General features: G+C 66.9%; 16 protein-coding genes. 8 read left to right on the top strand and 8 right to left on the bottom strand.

Translation table 11 applies throughout. From position 1 onward, the window contains the following. Positions 1-12 precede the first annotated feature (12 nt). From E7Z54_RS16140 to E7Z54_RS16120, 5 genes are all read right to left on the bottom strand, one after another. Positions 13-3,114 (bottom strand): DUF3427 domain-containing protein, encoded by a 3,102-nt coding sequence (locus tag E7Z54_RS16140; protein ID WP_240769725.1) that lies wholly within the window; start codon positions 3,112-3,114, stop codon positions 13-15. Positions 3,115-3,440: 326 nt separating this feature from the next. Beyond that, positions 3,441-4,121: an NADPH-dependent F420 reductase gene (gene npdG, locus E7Z54_RS16135; RefSeq protein WP_136435391.1), complete on the bottom strand. Its 681-nt coding sequence runs from the start codon at positions 4,119-4,121 to the stop codon at positions 3,441-3,443. A gap of 504 nt (positions 4,122-4,625) precedes the next feature. Beyond that, positions 4,626-5,414 (bottom strand): amidohydrolase family protein, encoded by a 789-nt coding sequence (locus tag E7Z54_RS16130; RefSeq protein ID WP_136435390.1) that lies wholly within the window; start codon positions 5,412-5,414, stop codon positions 4,626-4,628. Positions 5,415-5,427: 13 nt separating this feature from the next. Then, positions 5,428-6,579: an acyl-CoA dehydrogenase family protein gene (locus tag E7Z54_RS16125; protein ID WP_136435388.1), complete on the bottom strand. Its 1,152-nt coding sequence runs from the start codon at positions 6,577-6,579 to the stop codon at positions 5,428-5,430. Between the two features lie 2 nt (positions 6,580-6,581). After that, positions 6,582-7,760, bottom strand: a complete 1,179-nt coding sequence (locus E7Z54_RS16120) for an acyl-CoA dehydrogenase family protein (protein WP_136435387.1) — start codon at positions 7,758-7,760, stop codon at positions 6,582-6,584. Positions 7,761-7,884: 124 nt separating this feature from the next. Here E7Z54_RS16120 and E7Z54_RS16115 point away from each other — a divergent pair, with 124 nt between their 5' ends. After that, positions 7,885-8,646 (top strand): SDR family NAD(P)-dependent oxidoreductase, encoded by a 762-nt coding sequence (locus tag E7Z54_RS16115; RefSeq protein WP_136435385.1) that lies wholly within the window; start codon positions 7,885-7,887, stop codon positions 8,644-8,646. Between the two features lie 4 nt (positions 8,647-8,650). Here the strand turns inward: E7Z54_RS16115 and E7Z54_RS16110 are convergent, their stop codons facing one another. Together E7Z54_RS16110 and E7Z54_RS16105 are read right to left on the bottom strand one after the other, a co-directional pair. Then, entirely contained in the window at positions 8,651-9,802 is a 1,152-nt protein-coding gene (locus E7Z54_RS16110; RefSeq protein ID WP_206056300.1) for a CaiB/BaiF CoA transferase family protein, read from the bottom strand. A gap of 56 nt (positions 9,803-9,858) precedes the next feature. After that, entirely contained in the window at positions 9,859-11,550 is a 1,692-nt protein-coding gene (locus E7Z54_RS16105) for an AMP-binding protein (RefSeq protein WP_206056298.1), read from the bottom strand. Between the two features lie 158 nt (positions 11,551-11,708). Between E7Z54_RS16105 and E7Z54_RS16100 the strand changes: the two genes are divergently transcribed. The 6 genes from E7Z54_RS16100 (at position 11,709) to E7Z54_RS16075 (ending at position 17,312) form a co-directional block, all read left to right on the top strand. Beyond that, positions 11,709-12,890 carry a thiolase family protein gene (locus tag E7Z54_RS16100; protein ID WP_136435383.1) on the top strand — a complete coding sequence of 394 codons (1,182 nt, stop codon included), beginning with the start codon at positions 11,709-11,711 and terminating at the stop codon, positions 12,888-12,890. Positions 12,891-12,918: 28 nt separating this feature from the next. Further along, on the top strand, positions 12,919-13,683 hold the full coding sequence (locus E7Z54_RS16095) for an SDR family NAD(P)-dependent oxidoreductase (protein ID WP_136435381.1): 765 nt from the start codon (positions 12,919-12,921) through the stop codon (positions 13,681-13,683). After that, complete coding sequence (locus E7Z54_RS16090) at positions 13,680-14,459, top strand: crotonase/enoyl-CoA hydratase family protein (protein WP_136435379.1); 780 nt, start codon at positions 13,680-13,682, stop codon at positions 14,457-14,459. Before E7Z54_RS16095 ends, E7Z54_RS16090 begins: the two co-directional genes overlap by 4 nt. Positions 14,460-14,475: 16 nt before the next feature. Further along, positions 14,476-15,219 carry a FadR/GntR family transcriptional regulator gene (locus E7Z54_RS16085; RefSeq protein ID WP_136435377.1) on the top strand — a complete coding sequence of 248 codons (744 nt, stop codon included), beginning with the start codon at positions 14,476-14,478 and terminating at the stop codon, positions 15,217-15,219. Next, positions 15,212-16,444 (top strand): NAD(P)/FAD-dependent oxidoreductase, encoded by a 1,233-nt coding sequence (locus tag E7Z54_RS16080; RefSeq protein ID WP_136435375.1) that lies wholly within the window; start codon positions 15,212-15,214, stop codon positions 16,442-16,444. The genes E7Z54_RS16085 and E7Z54_RS16080 overlap by 8 nt, the downstream gene beginning before the upstream one ends. A gap of 118 nt (positions 16,445-16,562) precedes the next feature. Beyond that, positions 16,563-17,312, top strand: a complete 750-nt coding sequence (locus tag E7Z54_RS16075) for a FadR/GntR family transcriptional regulator (RefSeq protein ID WP_136435373.1) — start codon at positions 16,563-16,565, stop codon at positions 17,310-17,312. Between the two features lie 176 nt (positions 17,313-17,488). Here E7Z54_RS16075 and E7Z54_RS24425 read toward each other — a convergent pair whose 3' ends face one another. Beyond that, positions 17,489-17,686 (bottom strand): carboxymuconolactone decarboxylase family protein, encoded by a 198-nt coding sequence (locus tag E7Z54_RS24425; protein WP_136435431.1) that lies wholly within the window; start codon positions 17,684-17,686, stop codon positions 17,489-17,491. 140 nt (positions 17,687-17,826) lie between these two features. On the opposite strand from E7Z54_RS24425, the gene E7Z54_RS16065 reads away from it, so the two are divergent. Then, on the top strand, positions 17,827-18,624 hold the full coding sequence (locus E7Z54_RS16065; RefSeq protein ID WP_206056296.1) for an enoyl-CoA hydratase/isomerase family protein: 798 nt from the start codon (positions 17,827-17,829) through the stop codon (positions 18,622-18,624). Positions 18,625-18,629: the final 5 nt, after the last annotated feature.

Genomic DNA, 18,629 nt, shown 5'->3' with positions numbered 1-18,629 from the left:
TGCCGAGCTTGATCAAGATCCGGCCAAGGTGGCGCGCGCGAAGAAGGTCGACGGCATGGCGTGCTGCAGTTCCCAGGTGATGGCGATGGGGCGCTCGCCCACATGACTGGCATAGGAGGCGGGCCCAAGAAACACATATGGCTCAGTGTCGTACTCGCCCTTGTGCTCGATCCGGCAGAAGAGAAGTACCGTGCTTGAGCCGCTGAGGTAACGCTGCCCGGTGGGTGAGGCGACCGAGGTGGCGTTCTGCGATTCCCAATGAAAGAGGGTTGGGCTGATCGGGTAGTCGCGGTACATCGTCGTGGGGGAGTAGTCGGCCTCGGACTTCTTCAAGGTGACGAAGAATGCGTCCACGTTGAGCGGCTCGCAGTAGGCGACGCCTTGCATCATGCTGGTCGGTTTGCGCTGGAGGTTGGCATAGTCGAGGGCCGCAAGGATCTCTTCGCGCTGATACGAGGCGTGGACGCGAAGCGGCACATCGGCCAAGGATCCGGTCAACGACACCGCACCATGACGGGTCTCGTCAAACACTAGATCGATGACTGCTCCGAGTTCGGCGGCGGCGGCCTGCTCGGTGCGGATAGCGGCGAGGCCATCGTCGTACGTTGAGAACCCGTTGGCATTAGGGAACGCGGAAAAGAAAAGCATCCGCGCCAACCGCTGTTCAACCTGGGTGAGATCGGCGTATGGGGTGCCTGAGCTCAGCAGTTGGCGGTAGCCGGCCGCTCGTAGCTCGTCGTCAACGTGGGCGAAGGCGCGGACTCGCTTGAGTATTTCATTTTCGCGAGGCGTACCCACGGGCGTCGGAAGCCCCGCGTCTCGGCGGAGCTCGGTCCAGGAGCGCTGACCGCGTCGCAGAATGTCAGGCAACTCGACTCCGGACTCATGTACGAAGTCCGCGAGGTCGAGGTCGCCGTAGGAGCGCAGCTCCGCAGTCATAGACTTCCAGCTGTTCGCAACCTGGGTGCGCAGGTTCTCGAGGATCAACGACTGCGCTCGCTGATCCATGACGATCTGGCAGCCGGACGGTAGGAACGGAAACCCTCGTTCGATCTCGCGTTCCAGGCCTCGTCGAGTCTGGCCGGTAAGCGCGCGCAGCTTCTTGTCGAAGCGAAACTCCTGGCGTTGGTGTCCGACGAAGTCGAGGACGGTCAGAACGGCCTTGTCGGGGGTGCGGCGAAGTCCGCGACCGAGCTGCTGCAAGAAGACCGTGGCGCTCTCCGTGGGACGCAAGAACAACACTGTGTCGACATCGGGCAGGTCGAGGCCTTCGTTGAACAGGTCGGCGGCAAAGAGAACGTTGACTCGGCGCGACTTGAGATCGTCGAGCGCGCGTTGGCGTTCGGCCGAGGGTGTGTCCCCGCTGACCGCCAGGGCGGGGATGCCGGCAGCGCTGAACGTCTTGGCCATGAAGCGAGCATGGGCCACGCTGACGCAGAAGCCGAGGGCACGCATCGATCCGGGATTGATGATCTTGTCGCGCAGTTGCCTGAGCACGATCTCCGCCCGCGCCTGGTTGCCCGTGTAGACGTGCGACAACTCGTTCTCGTCGTACCGACCACGGCTCCAGCTGATGCGGCGTAGATCGGTGCCGTCCGCGATAGCGAAGTAGTGGAACGGACAGAGCAAGTCCTTGCCCAGGGCGTCCCACAACCGCAACTCAGTGGCAGTGCGCCCGTCGAAGAACTCGGCGCGGACGTCGACGCCGTCGGCGCGCTCCGGAGTCGCGGTGAGGCCAAGCAGTTCACGAGGGGTCAGGTGATCGATAAGCCGTCGATAGGTCGGCGCCTGGGCGTGGTGGAACTCGTCGATGACCACCACGTCGTAGGTGTCTGCAGGAATGTTCGTGACGCCGTACGACTGCAGGGACTGAACGCTGGCGAAGACATGGTCCCAGCGCTCCGGGCGCGCGCCAGCTACGTACAGCTCACCGAACGTGGGGTCCGCTAAGACCTCTTGATATGTACGTAGTGACTGCTCGAGGATTTCCTTACGGTGCGCGACGAAGAGCAGGCGCGGCCGGTGAGCGGGGGCGGGTCCGCACAGTCTCCGGTAGTCAAGAGCAGCGACCACCGTTTTGCCCGTCCCGGTTGCAGCGACGACCAGGTTGCGATGACGGTCGTGGACATCGCGCTCGACGGCCAGTTCATCCAGCATGTGCTGCTGGTAGACGAACGGTCTGACCTCGAGCCCGGACAGACTGATCGTCACTCGGTCGTGCTGGCGGCGTCCCGAAGCTTCGGCGAGCGCATCGTCCAACCGGTCCCGATCGAGATCCGGGTCGTAAACCTCAAAGCTGGCGTCGTTCCAGTAGGTGTCGAAGGTGCCGCGGAACTTATCCAATAGCGCCGGGGTCGCGACCCGCGACAAGCGGACGTTCCACTCGACCCCGTCGAGAAGCGCGGCACGAGAAAGGTTGGAGGAACCCACGTATGCCGTGTCGTAGCGGGTCTGACGGCGAAACATCCAGGCCTTGGCGTGCAGGCGGGTGCGGGCGGCGTCGTACTGGATTCGCACCTCGGCTCCCAGTTCTCGCACGAGGCGATCGAGCGCTGCTCGCTCGGTAGCGCCCATGTAGGTCGTCGTGATGACGCGCAGCGGCGCGTGGCGAAGGCGCAGCCGTCCGAGCTCGTCCTCTAGAAGGCGGAGACCGTGCCACTTCACGAAGGCGCACAACAGGTCGACCTCGTCGGAAGTGTCGATCTCCGCACGAAGTTCTGCGGCGAGGTTGGGCTCGCCGACATTGTTCGTCAGTAGCGCCGCGTCAGAGAGGGGCGTCTTAGGCCTGACGGATTCGATGTCAATCACGCCGGGACCGGGCGGTAGAGCGATCCGACGTAGCTGTCGCGCTGGAACGTCGACCACTGCAGCGGGTTCCTCAAGTAAGCCGACCAGTTCGTTGAGGAGCTGGATCCGCCCGCCGGGATCGGTCCGGCCTTCCAGCGCGCGGAGGGTGAGCTCGTACACGTGTCGTGCCAGCACATGCGATTGGTCAGCTGGGTCGACTTTCGCGAACTCTGCCCGAAGCTCGCACCCAGCATCGAGGGCGGCCAACGTCCCATTGGTCACGAGATGCTCGTGGAGCCCGGGCAACAGGAGCGGGTGTTCCGTCACGGGCCAAAGCTCTCATGCATAGCCGTCAGTACGACCAGAAAATCGAACATCAGTCCCGACTACACCTGGCACGATCCCCAACCTTCGCTGGCGTGCTCGACGACGCACTAGACACCGTGGCAGTCGCGAATCCTCTTTGCCTCCCGAGCCGACTCCCCACGGGAGCCACCACCACTCATGGGCGCTGACCCTTCCCCCACCAGTCCCCCTAGAGGCCAACCTCGAAGTCGACCGGAACACTCCAGAAAAGAACAAAACCCCAGGGTGACCTGGGGTTTTGCTGGTGGAGCCTACGAGACTCGAACTCGCAACCCCCTGCTGCAAACTCACCGCCCGGTCTCGAGCCCCCGTACCCGGATGCCCGAGTGCACCTTGTACTTCCGGTTGATCGAGATGAGTACGGCGGTGAAGGGCTCAAGCACGCGGGCGAGGCGGAGCTTGCCACCGTCGACGCCGGGCCTGCCGGTCACGGCAGCAGCGAGGTCGATCGCGACCTGCTTGCCCTCGACTGAGTCGCCGACAACGATGACGTCCTCATCGAGGAACTCGTCGTGGCCCCACAGGCCGACGGCCGACACGTTGTGGAACGCACCGACCACGACGGCCTCGGGTGCGAGCTCCTGGGCGGACTCGGCCGCCGAGCCCTCGCCGCCGTTGACGACCTGGCCGTGCGCGCCGCGCTTGTCGAAGGCCAGCGGATTGACACAGGAGATCACGGTCTTGCCCGCGAGGGGCAGCGAGGCAACGAGCTCGTCATGGCCGTCGTACGGAACCGCCAGCAGGACGACGTCGGCAGCAGCGATCGCGTCGGCGTTCGTGGCTCCGCGGGCGACGCCCGCACCCTCGACACCGGAGAGCCGTTCGGTCACCTCGGCGGCGACGACCTCAGCCTTCTCGGCGGCACGGGAGCCCAGCACGATGTCATGGCCGTGGCGGGCGAAGCGGTAGCCCAAGCCTTTGCCCTGAGGGCCGGTGCCACCGATCACAGCAACGCGGTAGTTGGGCACAACGTTTCCTTCTGTTGGGGGTTCAGTGCCTCGAGATCCACCAGGATGTCAAGGTCGTGGGTGATCTCTCTCGGAGGAAGCGGCATGGCCTCCGAGCCTGCGTCGCTGAAGCGACGGGCGGAATCGGGTCCAAACTGCATGACAAACGTCATTCGCGGCGGGATCGAAATGAAGGTGGTCCCCGTCCCGCGATGGTCGACGACGTGACGGGGACAGGGCGAGGTACCGGCGTTCGTCAGTGCGCTGCGTAGTACCGAAGGCGTCAACATCGGAAGATCAGTGACCAACACCGCGAGCGGAGCGCTGGGAAAGCGACGGCGAAGCGAACGCCACCCGCGATCGACGGAGGCGTTCAATTCCCCAGACGTGTCATCCAGAGCGGCAACGTGTCTCTGTGCAGCAGCCTGCGTCACCCAACCGTCACTGGTCACCACGAACACCTGGCCCGGGTCGACGCATTAGCGACCTCGACGGCAAGCCGCGTCATGCGCGGGCCCACCGCCCTCAGGGAAGCCCCAGGATCCGCGCCAGATTTCCCCCGAGAACCGCCTCCTGCTCCGGCTCGGTGAGACCGAGGTTGCGAATCGCGGAGATCTCGGCGCCGGGGTCCGTCATCGGCCAGTCCGAGCCGAAAACGACCCGGTCTGCCCCGTGCTTGCGGATCAAGGTAACGATGCGTTCTCGATCCAGCTCAGCCATGGTCGGTGGCCACGAGGTCTCGAGGGTCACCGACGACCCGACGACGTGTTCCTCCGCCTCGTCCAGCCGGTGGTACCCGCCGTAATGGCAGGCGATCAGCCGCAGTTCCGGGAGCGACTCGGCGATGGCGCGCAGCTTCGCTGGGGTGCCGCGTTCGTTGGCGGCAGTGTCATCCCCGGCACCGACGTGCGCGACGACGGGCATGCCTTCCTCGGAGAGAGCTGTGAGGATGTCGAGCACTCGGGGATCGTCGAACGACAGGTCCTGGAACAGTGGGTGCAGCTTCACGCCGACGATCCCGTTGTCCTTCAGGTGCCTCAGGTTCTCCTCGACAGGCAGATCGGGGTGCACGGTCCCCATCGGCACGAGGCGGTCGCGAGGAACGGTGCCGATGAACTCGTTCGTCCGGGCCACGACCGACGCCTTGATCCCGACGCCCAGCGCGAGCCCCATGTCGATGCCAACCTCGTCCATCGTCCGCAACAAGCCCGACACCTTTCCGTCGAAGCGCAACGGCATCCCGGAGGGACGTTGCGACTGCATGGCGTCTGCGATGTGGTCCGGCCACACGTGCATGTGACAGTCGATGATCATCCGCTCGTCCTCCTCATCGTCCGACCTGCGCTCGATCCTTCACCAGCTTCTTGGCCAGCGAGTCGAGGATGACCTCAGTAGAGCCCTCGTAGATCCGCATCGGCCTGGCTTCGCGGTAGAGACGTTCGATCTTGCTGCCCTGAAGGAGACCGAAGCGGCCCATGACCTGGACGCACCTGTCCACCGTGCGCCCGGCGATCTCCGTCGCACCGACCTTGGCGATCGACGACAGGTGCAACGCGGTGAACGGATCTCGCGCGGCCGCGGCCGCAGCCCGGTAGGACATCGCACGCGCCATCTCGATCTCCACCCAGCTCTCGGCGAGCTTGGCGGGGACGGGACCAAGTCGCGCAAGGGGGACTCCGAACTGCTCACGTGCCGAGGTGTGGCGCAGCGCCTCCTCGAGGGCAGCCTGTGCCAGACCCACCGCTGCGCCCGCCACCGAGACCCGGAAGGTCGCCAGGGTCGCGAGCATCAGCTTGAAGCCGTTGCCCGGCTCCCCCAGTCGGTGGTCCTCGGGAACGCGTACGTCGTCGAACATCACGTCCCCGAGAACGTGCGGGGCGATCACCTGGTGGGGCGATGTCACCGAGACTCCGGGTGTGTCTGCCGGAACAAGCACGAGCGAGTAGCCGTCGCCCTCCCTGCACAGGACGCTGTAGAAGTCCGCATCGCCCGCGTTCGTGATGAACGACTTGTGGCCGTTGACCACCAGCTCGCCGCCGTCGCTCGCTACCGTGGTCTTGATCGCACGGAGGTCCGAGCCCACGTCGGGCTCGGTGAGCGCGAGCGCAGCGATCGCTTCCAGCGACCCCACCGGTGCCAGCCACTGCTTGCGCACTGCGTCGGAGCCGCCCACCGAGATGGCGAACGAACCAATGCCCTGCATCGCGAACATCGAGTCCAGGTGCGCGCTCTCGAACGCGAGTGCCTCGCGGACCACGGTCACCGCCAGGGAGTCGACCGCAGCGAAGCGGCCACCGAACTCTCCGGCCACGACAACCGAGCAGAGCCCCGACTCGGTGAGGCGGCTGCGCACGTCCGGATCGAATCGGTCGGCCTCGTCGGCCCGGGCCGCGACATCGGCACACGCGGCGGCGACGCCCCGGGCCTCGCGCTGCAGGGTCAGGTAGCGCTCCGGCAGCTCGAAGAGCACATTCTCCATGGTCACTTCACGAGCTCCGGCGGTCGCTGGCTGAAGCCGCGGCCGAACAGCTCGGAGGCGATCCGCACTCGCTGCATCGCCGGCGTGCCGCCCGCGATCGCCCAGCCGTGCGCGTCGCGGTGCAGTCTTTCGATGCCGTACTCCTCGGTGTAGCCGTTCCCGCCATGCATCTGGATCGCGAGATCCGAGACACGCTTGGCCATCTCGTTGGCGAAGCACTTCGCGACCGACACCTCGTACGGGTCCGGGAGGTCGCGACCCGCGTTCACCGCCGCTCGCTGGACTAGTAGGCGGGCCGCTTCGACCTGGACGGCCATGTCGGCCACGGTCATGTGCACGTTCTGGAACTCCACGATGGGTCGACCGAACTGCTCCCGCTGCTGGACGTAGGCCTTGGTCCGGTCCAGTGACGTCTGCCCGATCGCCAGGCTCATGGTCGCGTTGCCCAGCCGCTCGATCGAGAAGACCCCGAACAGCTTGTGAAAGCCGCCCGCGTCGATGACCAGGTTGTCCTTGGGGACACGGACGTCGTCGAAGTACAGGTCAGCGCTGGGAACACCGCGGAAGCCCATCAGCTTCTCCTGAGCGCCGGCCGAGAATCCGGGCGTGTCCCGCGGCACGATGAGGGCCCCGATGCCCTTGGCGCCGGGGTCGTCGCTGAGCCTGCAGTACACGAGGTAGTGGTCGGCGTGGCCCCCGTTGGAGATCCAGCGCTTGCTGCCGTTGATCACCCACTCGTCGCCCTCCAGGCGTGCGCGGGTCCGCATGTCCGTCGCCGCAGACCCGGCGTCCGGTTCGGAGATCCCTATCGCCATCGAGAGCTCGCCGCGCGCCGACCGGGCGAGATAGTCGCGCTTCTGGCCCTCGGTGCCGAAGAACTCCAGGACACGGATCGGGCCAGTGTTCGCCTCGAACACCTGCCACGCCGCAGGTCGACACTCCTTGGCGAGCTCCTCGATCACGATCAGCGCATCCATGAGGGTGCCTCCCTGACCGCCGTACTCCTCGGGGACGGCGATTCCGAGGAACCCGAGATCGGCGAGTCGCTTCACCTCGCCGTCGGGCAGGGGCGTGCGGTCGATGTCCCACTGGGCGGCCAGCGGCGCGTAGACGTCGCGGGCCACGTCGGCTGCGAGCGCGCGGAGCTGGTCCTGCTCCGGAGACAGTTGGAAGCCAGTCACGTGCGACCTTCTTCGGCCTGGTGGGTAGCCAAGAGGGCTGCCCTAATGGATGATAACTATGATCAGGATAACGAACTGGCCGTGGAAACGGCAAGTACTTCGGCGAGAGCGAGAGATGCGAGCGATGAGCGGGACGACCAACGAGTTCGACCTCAGCGGGAAGGTCGCGCTGGTGACCGGTGGCACCAGGGGCCTCGGACGAGCGATGGCACGCGGCATCGCTCGGGCAGGTGGCGACGTGGTCGTGGTCAGCCGTGACGAAGAGGCGTGTACCAGGACCGCCGCGGAGCTGCGGGACGAGACTGGCGTCCGCGCGGTCGGGATCGCTGCCCACGTAGGCCGGTGGTCGGCCCTCGACGATCTGGTCGAGCAGGCGTACGACGAGTTCGGTGCGCTACACGTGCTGATCAACAACGCCGGCATGTCGCCCCAGTACGACGGCGAGGCCAACGTGACCGAGGAGCTGTTCGACAAGGTCGTGGGGGTCAACCTGAAGGGACCCTTCCGGCTCATGGCCGCCGTCGGCGCGCGGATGGCAGCAGGCGACGGCGGTTCGATCATCAACATCTCGAGCGCGGGAGCCGTCCATCCACGGCCGGGGATCCTGCCCTATGCAGCGGCGAAGGCAGGCCTCAACGCGCTGACGGCCGGCTTCGCGCATGCCCTAGGTCCCACGGTCCGGGTCAACGCCATTATGGCCGGGACTTTCATGACCGACATCAGCAAGTCCTGGGACAACGAGGCCTTCGCGACGAGAGCGCAGACGTTCGCGCTCAAGCGGGGCGGACAGCCCGGTGAGATCGTGGGCGCTGCGCTCTACCTCGCCAGCGACCTGTCGTCCTACACAACCGGGTCGGTGCTCACCGTCGACGGTGGTCAGCCCTAGCTCCTCAGATCACGAGATCGGACGTTTCCGAATCGCCCAGGAGCTCGGCCAGGACCTCCTCGGTGTGCTCGCCGATCGCGGGAACCCCGTGGTAGACGGGTCCGTCGTAGCTGGCGAGATGGAGCACGGGCCCGGGCGTCAAGATCCGACCGAGCGCCTGGCTCCCGGTGATCTCGACTAAGGTGCGCTCGCGGAAGTGCGGGTCGGCAACGATGTCACTGGAGTCGTTGACCGAAGAGCACACGACCTCGAACTTCTCCAGGATGTCGAGGACTTCCTGGCGTGACTGCGCGCCGACCCACGCCGTGACCCTCTCCTGCAGCTCGTCGTTGTGCTTCATCCGCTCGGCGTTGGTGGCGTAGCGAGGATCCTCGATCAGCTCTGGACACCCCATGGCTGCGAAGAGCCTGGCAGCGATCCCCTGGTTCGAAGCCGCGATCGACAGCCACTTGCCGTCTGCTGCCTCGTAGACACCGCGCGGGGAGGCCGACCCGGTGCCGTTCCCGACACGCCCCTGCACGTGTCCGGTTGCAGTGAAGTTGAGCACCATGTCACCAAGCATGAACATCAGCGGCTCGTAGAGCGCCACGTCGACGTGATCCCCACGGCCGGTGCGCTCGCGGTTGAAGAGCGCCATCGCCGTGCCCATCGCTGCCGAGATGCCGGCGAGCGAGTCGGCGAATCCGAAGGGCGGTGAGGTCGGCGGCGTCTCGGGCCAGCCGTTGATGTAGGCGAAGCCGCTCCCGGTCTCCGCGACCGTGCCGAATCCTGGCTTCTCTCGGTAGGGGCCGGTCTGGCCGAACCCGGAGACGCTGGTCAAGACGAGCCCGGGATTGTCGGCCGACAGGGTCTCGTAGCCCATGCCCCATTGGGCCATCCGGCCCGGCCTGAACGACTCGATGATGACGTCCACCGTGCCGGAGAGGCGGCGCACGAGATCTCGCCCAGCCTCGGTCCGCAGGTCGATCGCCACGGAGCGCTTGCCGGCGTTCAGGCGGGCGAAACCCAGGGACTGGCCCGACTTCATGGGAGTCCACTGCCGGGCATAGTCGCCGTGGATCGGGTCCTCCACCTTGATGACGTCCGCACCGAAGTCGCGCAGCATGCGGCCACAGGTCGGCGCGGCGTACATGGTGCCGAGCTCGAGGACGGTCACACCCGCCAGCGGGCCGGACGATCTCGGCCTCTGATCCATCGTGTCCAGGTCCTCCATCATCGAAGCGCTCCCTCTGCCGCGACGCGAAGTGTGTCGTCGTAGGTGTCGTGAGTGACTCCGTCCTCACGAAGGGCGGCCTTGCGCACCTTCTCCGACGGAGTCTTGGGAAGCGCATCGACGACACGCACGTACCGCGGGATGGCGAACGGTGGGATCCGGCCTCGGCACCAGGCGAGGATCTCGCCCGGGTCCACCGGCTCGGACAGGACCACGACGGCGAGCACCTCGTCCTCGCCGGCTTCCTGGTCCGCGGGGACGCCGAGGACCGCCGCCTCGGCCACCGACGGATGCCCCAGGATGGCCTGTTCGACCTCGTAGGAGCTGATGTTCTCGCCCCGTCGGCGAAGGGCGTCCTTGAAGCGGTCGACGAAGTAGTACCAGCCGTCGTCGTCCCGGCGAAGCGCGTCGCCGGTGTGGAACCACAGGTTCCGCCACGCCTCGACGGTCTTCTCGGGCATGTTGTAGTAGCCCATGCTGCACGTCCACGGGTGGACCGGTCGAACAACGAGTTCGCCGATGTCACCGAGGGCGACCTCTCGATCGGTCTCCGGATCCACGAGCTTGATGTCGAACCACTCCGTGTTGGCAAGCCCTGCGGCGCCGGCCGGCCGCGGCACGCCGTACGGCGACATGATCGGTGCACTTGTCTCGGTCAGTCCGAAGGCGTCGACGAACGCCTCGATGCCGTAGCGCGCCTTGAACTCCTCGACGATCGTGCTCGCCGTAGGTGCGGCATACACGCATCGGAGCCGGTTGTCATGGTCGTCGGCACGGGGCGGCTGCTTCCAGGCGAAGTCCATCATCACGCCGACGAAATTGGTGACTGTCACGCCCGAGTCCCGCACGTGGTCGATCCAGCGGCTCGCGCTGAACTTGGGCCTCACGACCGCCCGGCCGCCGGCCACGATCGCCGGGTAGACCGCCATGAACGTGGCGTTGCCGTGGAAGAGCGGGGTCGTCGTCAGGTACACATCCTCCTCGGTCAGTCGCGTCAGGCTGACGACGATCTGCGCGAAGAAGTACAGCTGGGAGTGGGGCATGGCCACGCCCTTGGAAGGTCCGGTGGTGCCTGAGGTGTAGAAGATCGCGCCGAGATCCTGCGCGCGCGGCGTCGGCAGGTCGACCTTGTTCCCGTCACGCAGCTCGTCCCACGAGGCAGCTTCCCAGCCGTTCTCCCGAAGCACTGCCACGGCCTTCTCGAAGATCCCGGTCCCCGTGTCGATCACCCAGAACTTCTCGATGCAGCGGGCCTGATCACCCAACGCGACCCAGCGCTCGACGTGGACGTCGTCGATCACCGCGAACCTGGCGTCGGCGATGTGCAGCTGGTGCCGGAGGAAGTCACCCTCGTAGCTGGTGTTGATGGGCACCTCCACCAGACCGCCGACGGCGGTCCCCCACCAGGTGAACACGAACCTGGACGAGTTCGCGGCCATCAGGATCACCCGGTCGCCCTGCTGGGCTCCCGACCGGTACATCGTCGAAGCGACCCGCTCCGCTAGGTCCAGGGCCTCGGAGTAGGTCCAGCTCGACCGCTCCTCGGGTAGGTCCAAGCACACCGCTTCTGGGCGACTGGCTGCGTGGTGACGCAGGACGTGGGCAAACGTCCACGTCTCGGGGTCGGCGAAGTTCGGCACCAGACCGGCGTAGACCATCGGCTCGATGACGTGCTGGTTCTCGTCAGTCACGGGGACCTCACAGTGCGAGCGGAAGAGCTTCCGCGTCGGATAGTTCCTGACAATCATGCGGCTGAATAGTCTCTGATCGCAAGCATCCAGGCACTGGTTGCCCCGGACCTAGTTGCGCATGTAGATTATAACTATAATCATCGATTAGCGAGGTGGACATGCCCGGAGCAGTCATCGTTGATGCGGTCCGCTCACCCATGGGTCGCGGGAAGGCGGGGGGCACCCTGTCGACCGTGCATCCCACCGACCTGCTCGCCGGCGTCATCACCGCGCTGGTCGAACGGACCGGTGTCGATCCGGGAGATGTCGAGGACCTCATGGTCGGCTGTGTGAGCCAAGCGGGAGAACAGTCGTCGACCCCTGGCCGCCAGGCGTGGCTCGCCGCGGGCTTCCCGGTCCACGTCCCCTCGGTCACGATCGAGCGCAAGTGTGGGTCCGGTCAGCAGGCGGTCGAGTTCGCAGCACAGGGCATCGCCGCCGGCGTGTACGACATCGTCATCGCGGCGGGTATCGAGTCGATGAGCCGCGTGCCCATGGGCTCGGCGCGCATGGGCGCCGATCCGTTCGGGCCGGGCGTGACAGCACGCTTCCCGGATCTCGTGCCGCAGGGCGTCTCGGCCGAGCTGGTCGCCGACAAGTGGGGTCTGAGCCGTGCTCAGCTCGACGAGTACGCCGCACGGTCGCACGACCGCGCCACTCGCGCGGCCGCCGCTGGAGCCTTCGACGACGAGATCGTCGCCGTGACCACGGCAGAAGGAGGTGTCATCCGCTCGGACGAGACCATCCGACCCGGGACGACCGCCGAGCGTCTCGCCGGCCTCAACCCCGCCTTCTGCACCGAAGACACGGCCCGTCGCTTCCCGTCCATCGAGTGGAAGGTGACCGCCGGCAACTCCTCACAGATCACTGACGGCGCCAGCGCCATGCTCCTGATGAGCGAGGAGGCCGCAGCACGCATGGGCCTCTCACCTCGCGCCAGGATCATGGCCTCTTCGGTCGTCGGCGACGACCCCACCCTCATGCTGACGGGACCGATCCCGGCGACCGCGCGCGTCCTCGCACGGGCGGGGATGAGCATCGAGCAGATCGATGCAGTCGAGGTCAACGAGGCCTTCGCCTCCGTGCCGCTCGCCTGGCACGCAGAGTTTCCGATCGACGATGACCGCTTGAACCCGCGCGGCGGCGCGATCGCTCTCGGTCACCCGCTGGGCGCCTCCGGCGCACGCCTGATGACCACGCTGATCAACCACCTCGAGCAGACCGGCGGCCGTTTCGGGCTGCAGACGATGTGCGAGGCAGGCGGCATGGCCAACGCCACGATCATCGAATCGCTCGCCTGACCATCCCCCGGATCCGACAAGGAAGCTCATGGACCTGAACAACGCCTCGGTAGTCGTCACCGGCGGTGCGTCGGGGCTCGGCCTCGCGACCGCCAGCAGGCTCGTCGACCGCGGCGTCGCGGTCACGATCCTCGACCTGCCCACCTCCGCGGGCGCGGAACGGGCACAGTCGCTCGGCGCCCTGGCTGCCTTCTCCCCCGCTGACGTCCGCGACCCGGAAGCGGTCGATGCCGCCCTCGAGCTCGCCGAGAGCCGGGCCCCGCTCCGAGCGCTCGTGCACTGCGCAGGCCGTGGCGGCACGGTGCGGGTGGTCGACCGCGACGGCAGCGCCGGCGACTTCGAGCTGTACCGCGAGATCGTCGACGTCAACCTGGCCGGCACGTTCAACGTGCTGCGGCTCGCGGCTGCACGCATGGCCGCCCACGACCCGATCGAGGGAGAACGAGGGGTCTGCGTCCTGACGGCTTCCGTAGCGGCATGGGAAGGCCAAGTCGGTCAGATCCCGTATGCGTCCGCCAAGTCGGGTGTCGTCGGGATGACTCTGGTCGCCGCCCGAGACCTTGCCCAACGACAGATCCGCGTGAGCGCCATTGCTCCGGGCGTCTTCGACACTCCGATCCTCGCTCGCCACTCCGAGGAGATCCTGCAAGGCCTCGCCCGGCAGGTTCCCAATCCCTCGAGACTCGGTCGTCCGGAGGAGTACGCCGCTCTGGCGTTGCACGTGATCGACAACCCGTACCTCAACGGGGAGACCATCCGCCTGGACGGCGCGATCCGGATGTCCCCACGATGACGCAGACCTCGGCCGCGGCTCCCGTACTCACCACCGTGGTCGACGGCGTACTCGTCGTGACCATCAACCGGCCGGCGGCCCGCAACGCGATCAACACGGTCACCGCCGTCGCGATCGGGGAGGCGATGGACCGGCTCGAGTCGGACTCCTCGCTCGTCTCCGGCATCCTGACGGGAGCAGGCAGGACCTTCTGCGCCGGCATGGACCTCAAGGCGTTCCTCGGGGGCGAGCGACCGTCGATCCCCGGCCGGGGTTTTGCCGGGATCGTCGAGCGGCCGCCGTCGAAGCCACTCATCGCGGCGGTCGAGGGTCACGCGATTGCCGGCGGGTTCGAGATCGCACTTGCCTGCGACATGATCGTCGCCGCAGAGGATGCGCTGTTCGGGCTTCCCGAGGTGAAGCGCGGTCTGGTCGCGGCAGGCGGCGGCCTGATCCGCCTGCCGCAGCGCATTCCCTACCACCTCGCCATGGAGTGGGCGTTGACAGGCGAGCTCATACCCGCCGTGCGTGCCCATGAGGTCAACCTGGTCAACCGCCTCGCGGCGCCGGGCACGGCTCTCGACCTGGCCCTCGAGCTGGCCGGGACCATCGCGGGCAACGGGCCATTGGCCGTGGCAGCGACCAAGCGCACCATCGTCGAGGCTGCCGAGTGGCCGCGTGCAGAGATGTTCGACCGCCAGCGTGCGATCAGCGAACCGGTGAGGGCATCGGAGGACGCCAGGGAAGGGGCGCGCGCCTTCAAGGAGAAGCGTTCGCCACGCTGGCAGGGGATCTAATGGAGACGCAATGTCCATGACTCACGGAGCACGTCCGCCCAAGGCAGCAGTTCTCCTTGCCCAGAGCATCGTGCAGGACACCTTCCGCGAACGGCTCAAGCCCGGCGACATGCTCCTTCCGGAGCGCACGATGCTCGAGCGGTACAAGACCGGTCGCGGCACCTTGCGTGAAGCCCTTCGACTCCTGGAGTTCCAGGGCGTCATCTCCTTGAAGCCCGGGCCCGGCGGCGGCCCTGTCCTCCAGGATCCGGATGCATCGCACCTGGCGAGCACGGTGATCTTGCTCATGCAGCTCAAGCACGCACCCTTCCGCAGCATCGTCGAGGTGCGTTCGGCTCTCGAACCGATGACCAGCAGTCTCGCTGCCGTGCGGATGACAGACGAGGAGCTCAGCGCCCTCGAGGGCTCCGTCTTGCAGATGCGAGACGAGCTGGACAACCAGAGTTCGTTCCTCGACGCGAGCACCCGGTTCCACGGCATCATCGCGTGGTCATCCGGGAACGCCCTGTTCGGCTACATCGTGGACTCCCTGCTGGGGATCATGGACGGGAGCGCGATCGGGATCGACTACCCGGCTCATCGGCGTGCGGCCATCCTCGCTGCCCATGTCGAGATCTTCGAGGCTCTGAGCTCGCGTGACCCGGTGGTCGCGGAAGAACGCATGCGCTGCCACATCGCGGAGTACGAGCGGTACGCCCAGCGCAAGTTCCCTCATCTCCTCGACGAGGTCATCCCGTGGGAGCAGAAGTTCCTTGGGTGAGCAAAGGGTCGTGGTGGCCGGCGGCGGTGTCGCCGGCTTGCGTGTCGCGCAGCAGCTCCGGGCGGCCGGGTGGACCGGCTACCTCGGCGTCATCGGCGCCGAGCGACACCTGCCCTACAACCGACCGCCCCTGACGAAGGAAGCCCTCTGGCACGGTGTGGACGTCGAGGTGCTGAAGTTCCCGATGCCCGACGCGGAGATCGACTGGCGTCTGGGCACGCGGATCGTGTCAAGCGACCTGGCCGCAAAGCGCCTGACGCTCGAGGGTCCAGATGGCACGAGCGAGCAGATCTCGTTCGATGGGCTCGTCATCGCGACTGGGGTCGGTCCACGGCGGCTACCACTGGATGGCCCGCACAGCTGGCGCTACACGGTCCGAACTCCGGAGGACGCCGCGAGTCTCCGAGGCCGGCTCGTCGACCGACCGCGCGTCGGCGTCATCGGCGGCGGATTCGTCGGCTGCGAGGTCGCGGCAGCCGCGGCGACACTGGGCTGCAAGGTCACCGTTGTAGAACCCCTGAGCACGCCGCTGGAACGCGTAGCAGGGCACGCCGTCGGCGCCGAGGTTCAGCGCCGCCACGAGGCGCACGGCGTGCGCTTCGTGCTCGGCAGGACAATCGCGGCGATCGAGGGAGACGCCCGGGGATCGACCGGAGTGGTGCTCGATGACGGTACGACCCTCGCAGCCGAAGTGGTCGTGGAGGCCGTCGGCGGCGTACCCAACACCGACTGGCTCGCAGGCCAGGGTCTCAACCTGTCGGACGGCGTCCTATGTGACCGAGACCTCCACCCGCTCGCCGAGGGCGGACCACGACGCGACGTGGTCGCGCTCGGCGACGTCGCGCGCTTCCCCCTGGATCTGTACGGCGCGGACCCCCTGCGGATCGAGCACTGGCAGATGGCCGGGGACTGCGCTGGCCACGCGGCGAGGTCACTGATCACCGGCCTCGCCGGTGCAGAGCGCACCGATGCGCCCTTCGAGCTCCTCCCGAGTTTCTGGACCGACCAGTACGACACCCGGGTCCAGTTCCTCGGGCTCCCCTCCCACGGGATCGACGACGTGCGGGTGCTCGAAGGCGACCTCGAGGACGAGGCAGTGATCGGTTACCACCGCCAGGACACCTTGATCGGGCTCGCGCTCCTCGGGATGCGTCGCCGCTTGCTGCCGTACCGTCAGCAGCTGGTCGAGGGGCTCCGCGAGGCTTGCGGACGCGGGATCTCCTGATCGTGGTCAGCCGGAGAGCTCGACGCTGCCCCTATAGCGACCGGGCAGCAGAGAAATCGGCCACCCAGTGCTACCGTGCGGATTCCTGCCAATCATCGTCCACATCTCGGAGGTGTTGATGTCGGTCGAGCCCCAGAGGCTGGACGCGTCGGTCCGGCGACGAGACAAGACGTCGGAGGTGATTGCTCGCGCCATCGTGCGCCACGTCCAGTCCCAAGGCCTCGAGCGCGGCACCCGCCTGCCCCCTGAGGCGGACATGATCGCCGACTTCGGGGTGGGGCGCGGCACGTTGCGCGAGGCGTTGCGCATCCTCGAGGTCAACGGCTTCATCACCCTCAAGCCGGGGCCCGGTGGAGGACCGACCGTCGAAGGCCTCCACGGCGAGAGCTTCGGTCGAATGGCGACACTGTTCTTCCAGATGGGCGGAACGACGTACCGCGAGCTCGTGGAAGCCCGGCTGATCATGGAACCCGTCGCCGCACGCCTTGCCGCGGAGCACCGCAGTGAGGCCGTGTCGGCAGGCCGCCTGCAGGGCGCCGCCACCGTCAAGGACGTGAGCGACGAGCACGACTACCTCCTGCACACCAGTGACTTTCACACCGCCGTGATCCGTGCGAGCGGCAACGGCATCGTGTCCCTGTTCTGCCAGTCGCTCGCAGACGTCTACCACGAGCGCGTCCGCGGAGTGCTGTTCCCCGTCGATCGTCGCGGCGACATCGTCGCTGCCCACGAGGCGATCGCCCGCGCCATCCACACCGGCAACGGGTCGCGCGCGGAGAAGCTCATGCGCCAGCACATGGAGGAATTCGCGGCGTTCGTGTTCGAGCGACACCCCGGGATCATGGAGGAAGTCGTCGAGTGGCGCTGAGCCACTGCAGCGGCTCGGCCTAGTCGCCGCCACCGCGATGAAGCCGGCCAGCATCCGGTAGAACCCGGCGAGCAGCACCGCCTCCACCGCGGCGTTCTCCCCCAGCTGCTCGCAGGCCCTCGTCCACATCGCGTCCGTGACCGCGTCGAGCTGGACCACTTCGCCGACCAGTGCTATCAGTGCCGCCTCCGGAGGTCCCCAGGTCGGGGAGGAGCCCTCCGAGCGAGAGGCCCCGCCTCCACGCTCCCGGCATCGACGTCCATGTCGGCCGCGAGCCACCGATGCTGGGTGAGCTCGTACTCCGAACCGAGCAGCGCAGCGGTCCGGAGGATCGCGAGCTCGCGAAGCGTCTGGGCGAGCGCTCCCCGCGTCAGGAACTAGCCGCGGAGGGCACTCACCCGCCGCATCAGCTCCGGCCAACGGACCAGCGTCGAGAAGAGGTTGAGCGGCTCCCCGTCCGGACCGGCCAGTGGGCCGACTTGACCCTAACCCTGATCATGATTACCATGAGTTTGTGGAGTCATCAGGTGCGGTGCACGTCGAGGACCGCGGCGACAGCCGCTGGATCACGCTCGACAACCCCCAGGCCCGGAACGCCTACGACCAGCACATGGCCGCTCGTGTGGCCGAGGTGCTGGAGGAGTGCGGAGATGTCCGCTCGGTGGTGATCACCGGCGCCGAGGGCGCATTCTGCGCCGGTGGGATGCTCGCCGGCCTGACTTCTCCGACCGCACGCGGCATGCGAGCGCTCTACCGGGCCTCCTCGCGGATGTTCGACGCAATCCGCTCCTGTCCTCGTCCGGTCGTCGCCGCGATCAACGGCGCTGCGGCGGGTGGGGGCAACGAGCTGGTCGTCGCCTGCGACCTGGCGGTCGCCTCGACCACAGCGACCTTCGGACAGACCGGGCCCCGCGTGGGCTCGGCGCCGGTCACCGGAGCTACCAACGTCCTGTCCGTCCAGATCGGTGAGAAGCGTGCAAAGGAGATGGCGATGCTCTGCCGGCGGTACTCCGCCCAGCAGGCCCTCGACCTCGGCCTGATCAACGCGGTCGTCCCTGCAGACGAGCTGGAGCAGGAGGTGGAGCGCTGGTGCGCGGAGATCGCCGCGCTCAGTCCGCGATACCTCGAGATCACCAAGGTCAGCTCCAACGTCTGGTGGAACAGCGCCCGGGACTCGTTCGCACAAGGCGTCGGCATGCTCGTCCAGGCCATCGGAAGCGCCGACATGGTCGAGGGCGCCTCTGCGTTCATGGCCAAGAGACCACCTCGATTCCAGCTGGATCCCGGCGAGTTCCCGACCACGTCTCAGTAACCAAC

Origin of the sequence: Nocardioides sp. (assembly GCF_004803405.1) — a bacterium.
In the GTDB taxonomy this organism is placed as follows: Bacteria; Actinomycetota; Actinomycetes; order Propionibacteriales; family Nocardioidaceae; genus Nocardioides; species Nocardioides vastitatis.
This window is presented reverse-complemented; position numbering and strand designations above follow the sequence as displayed.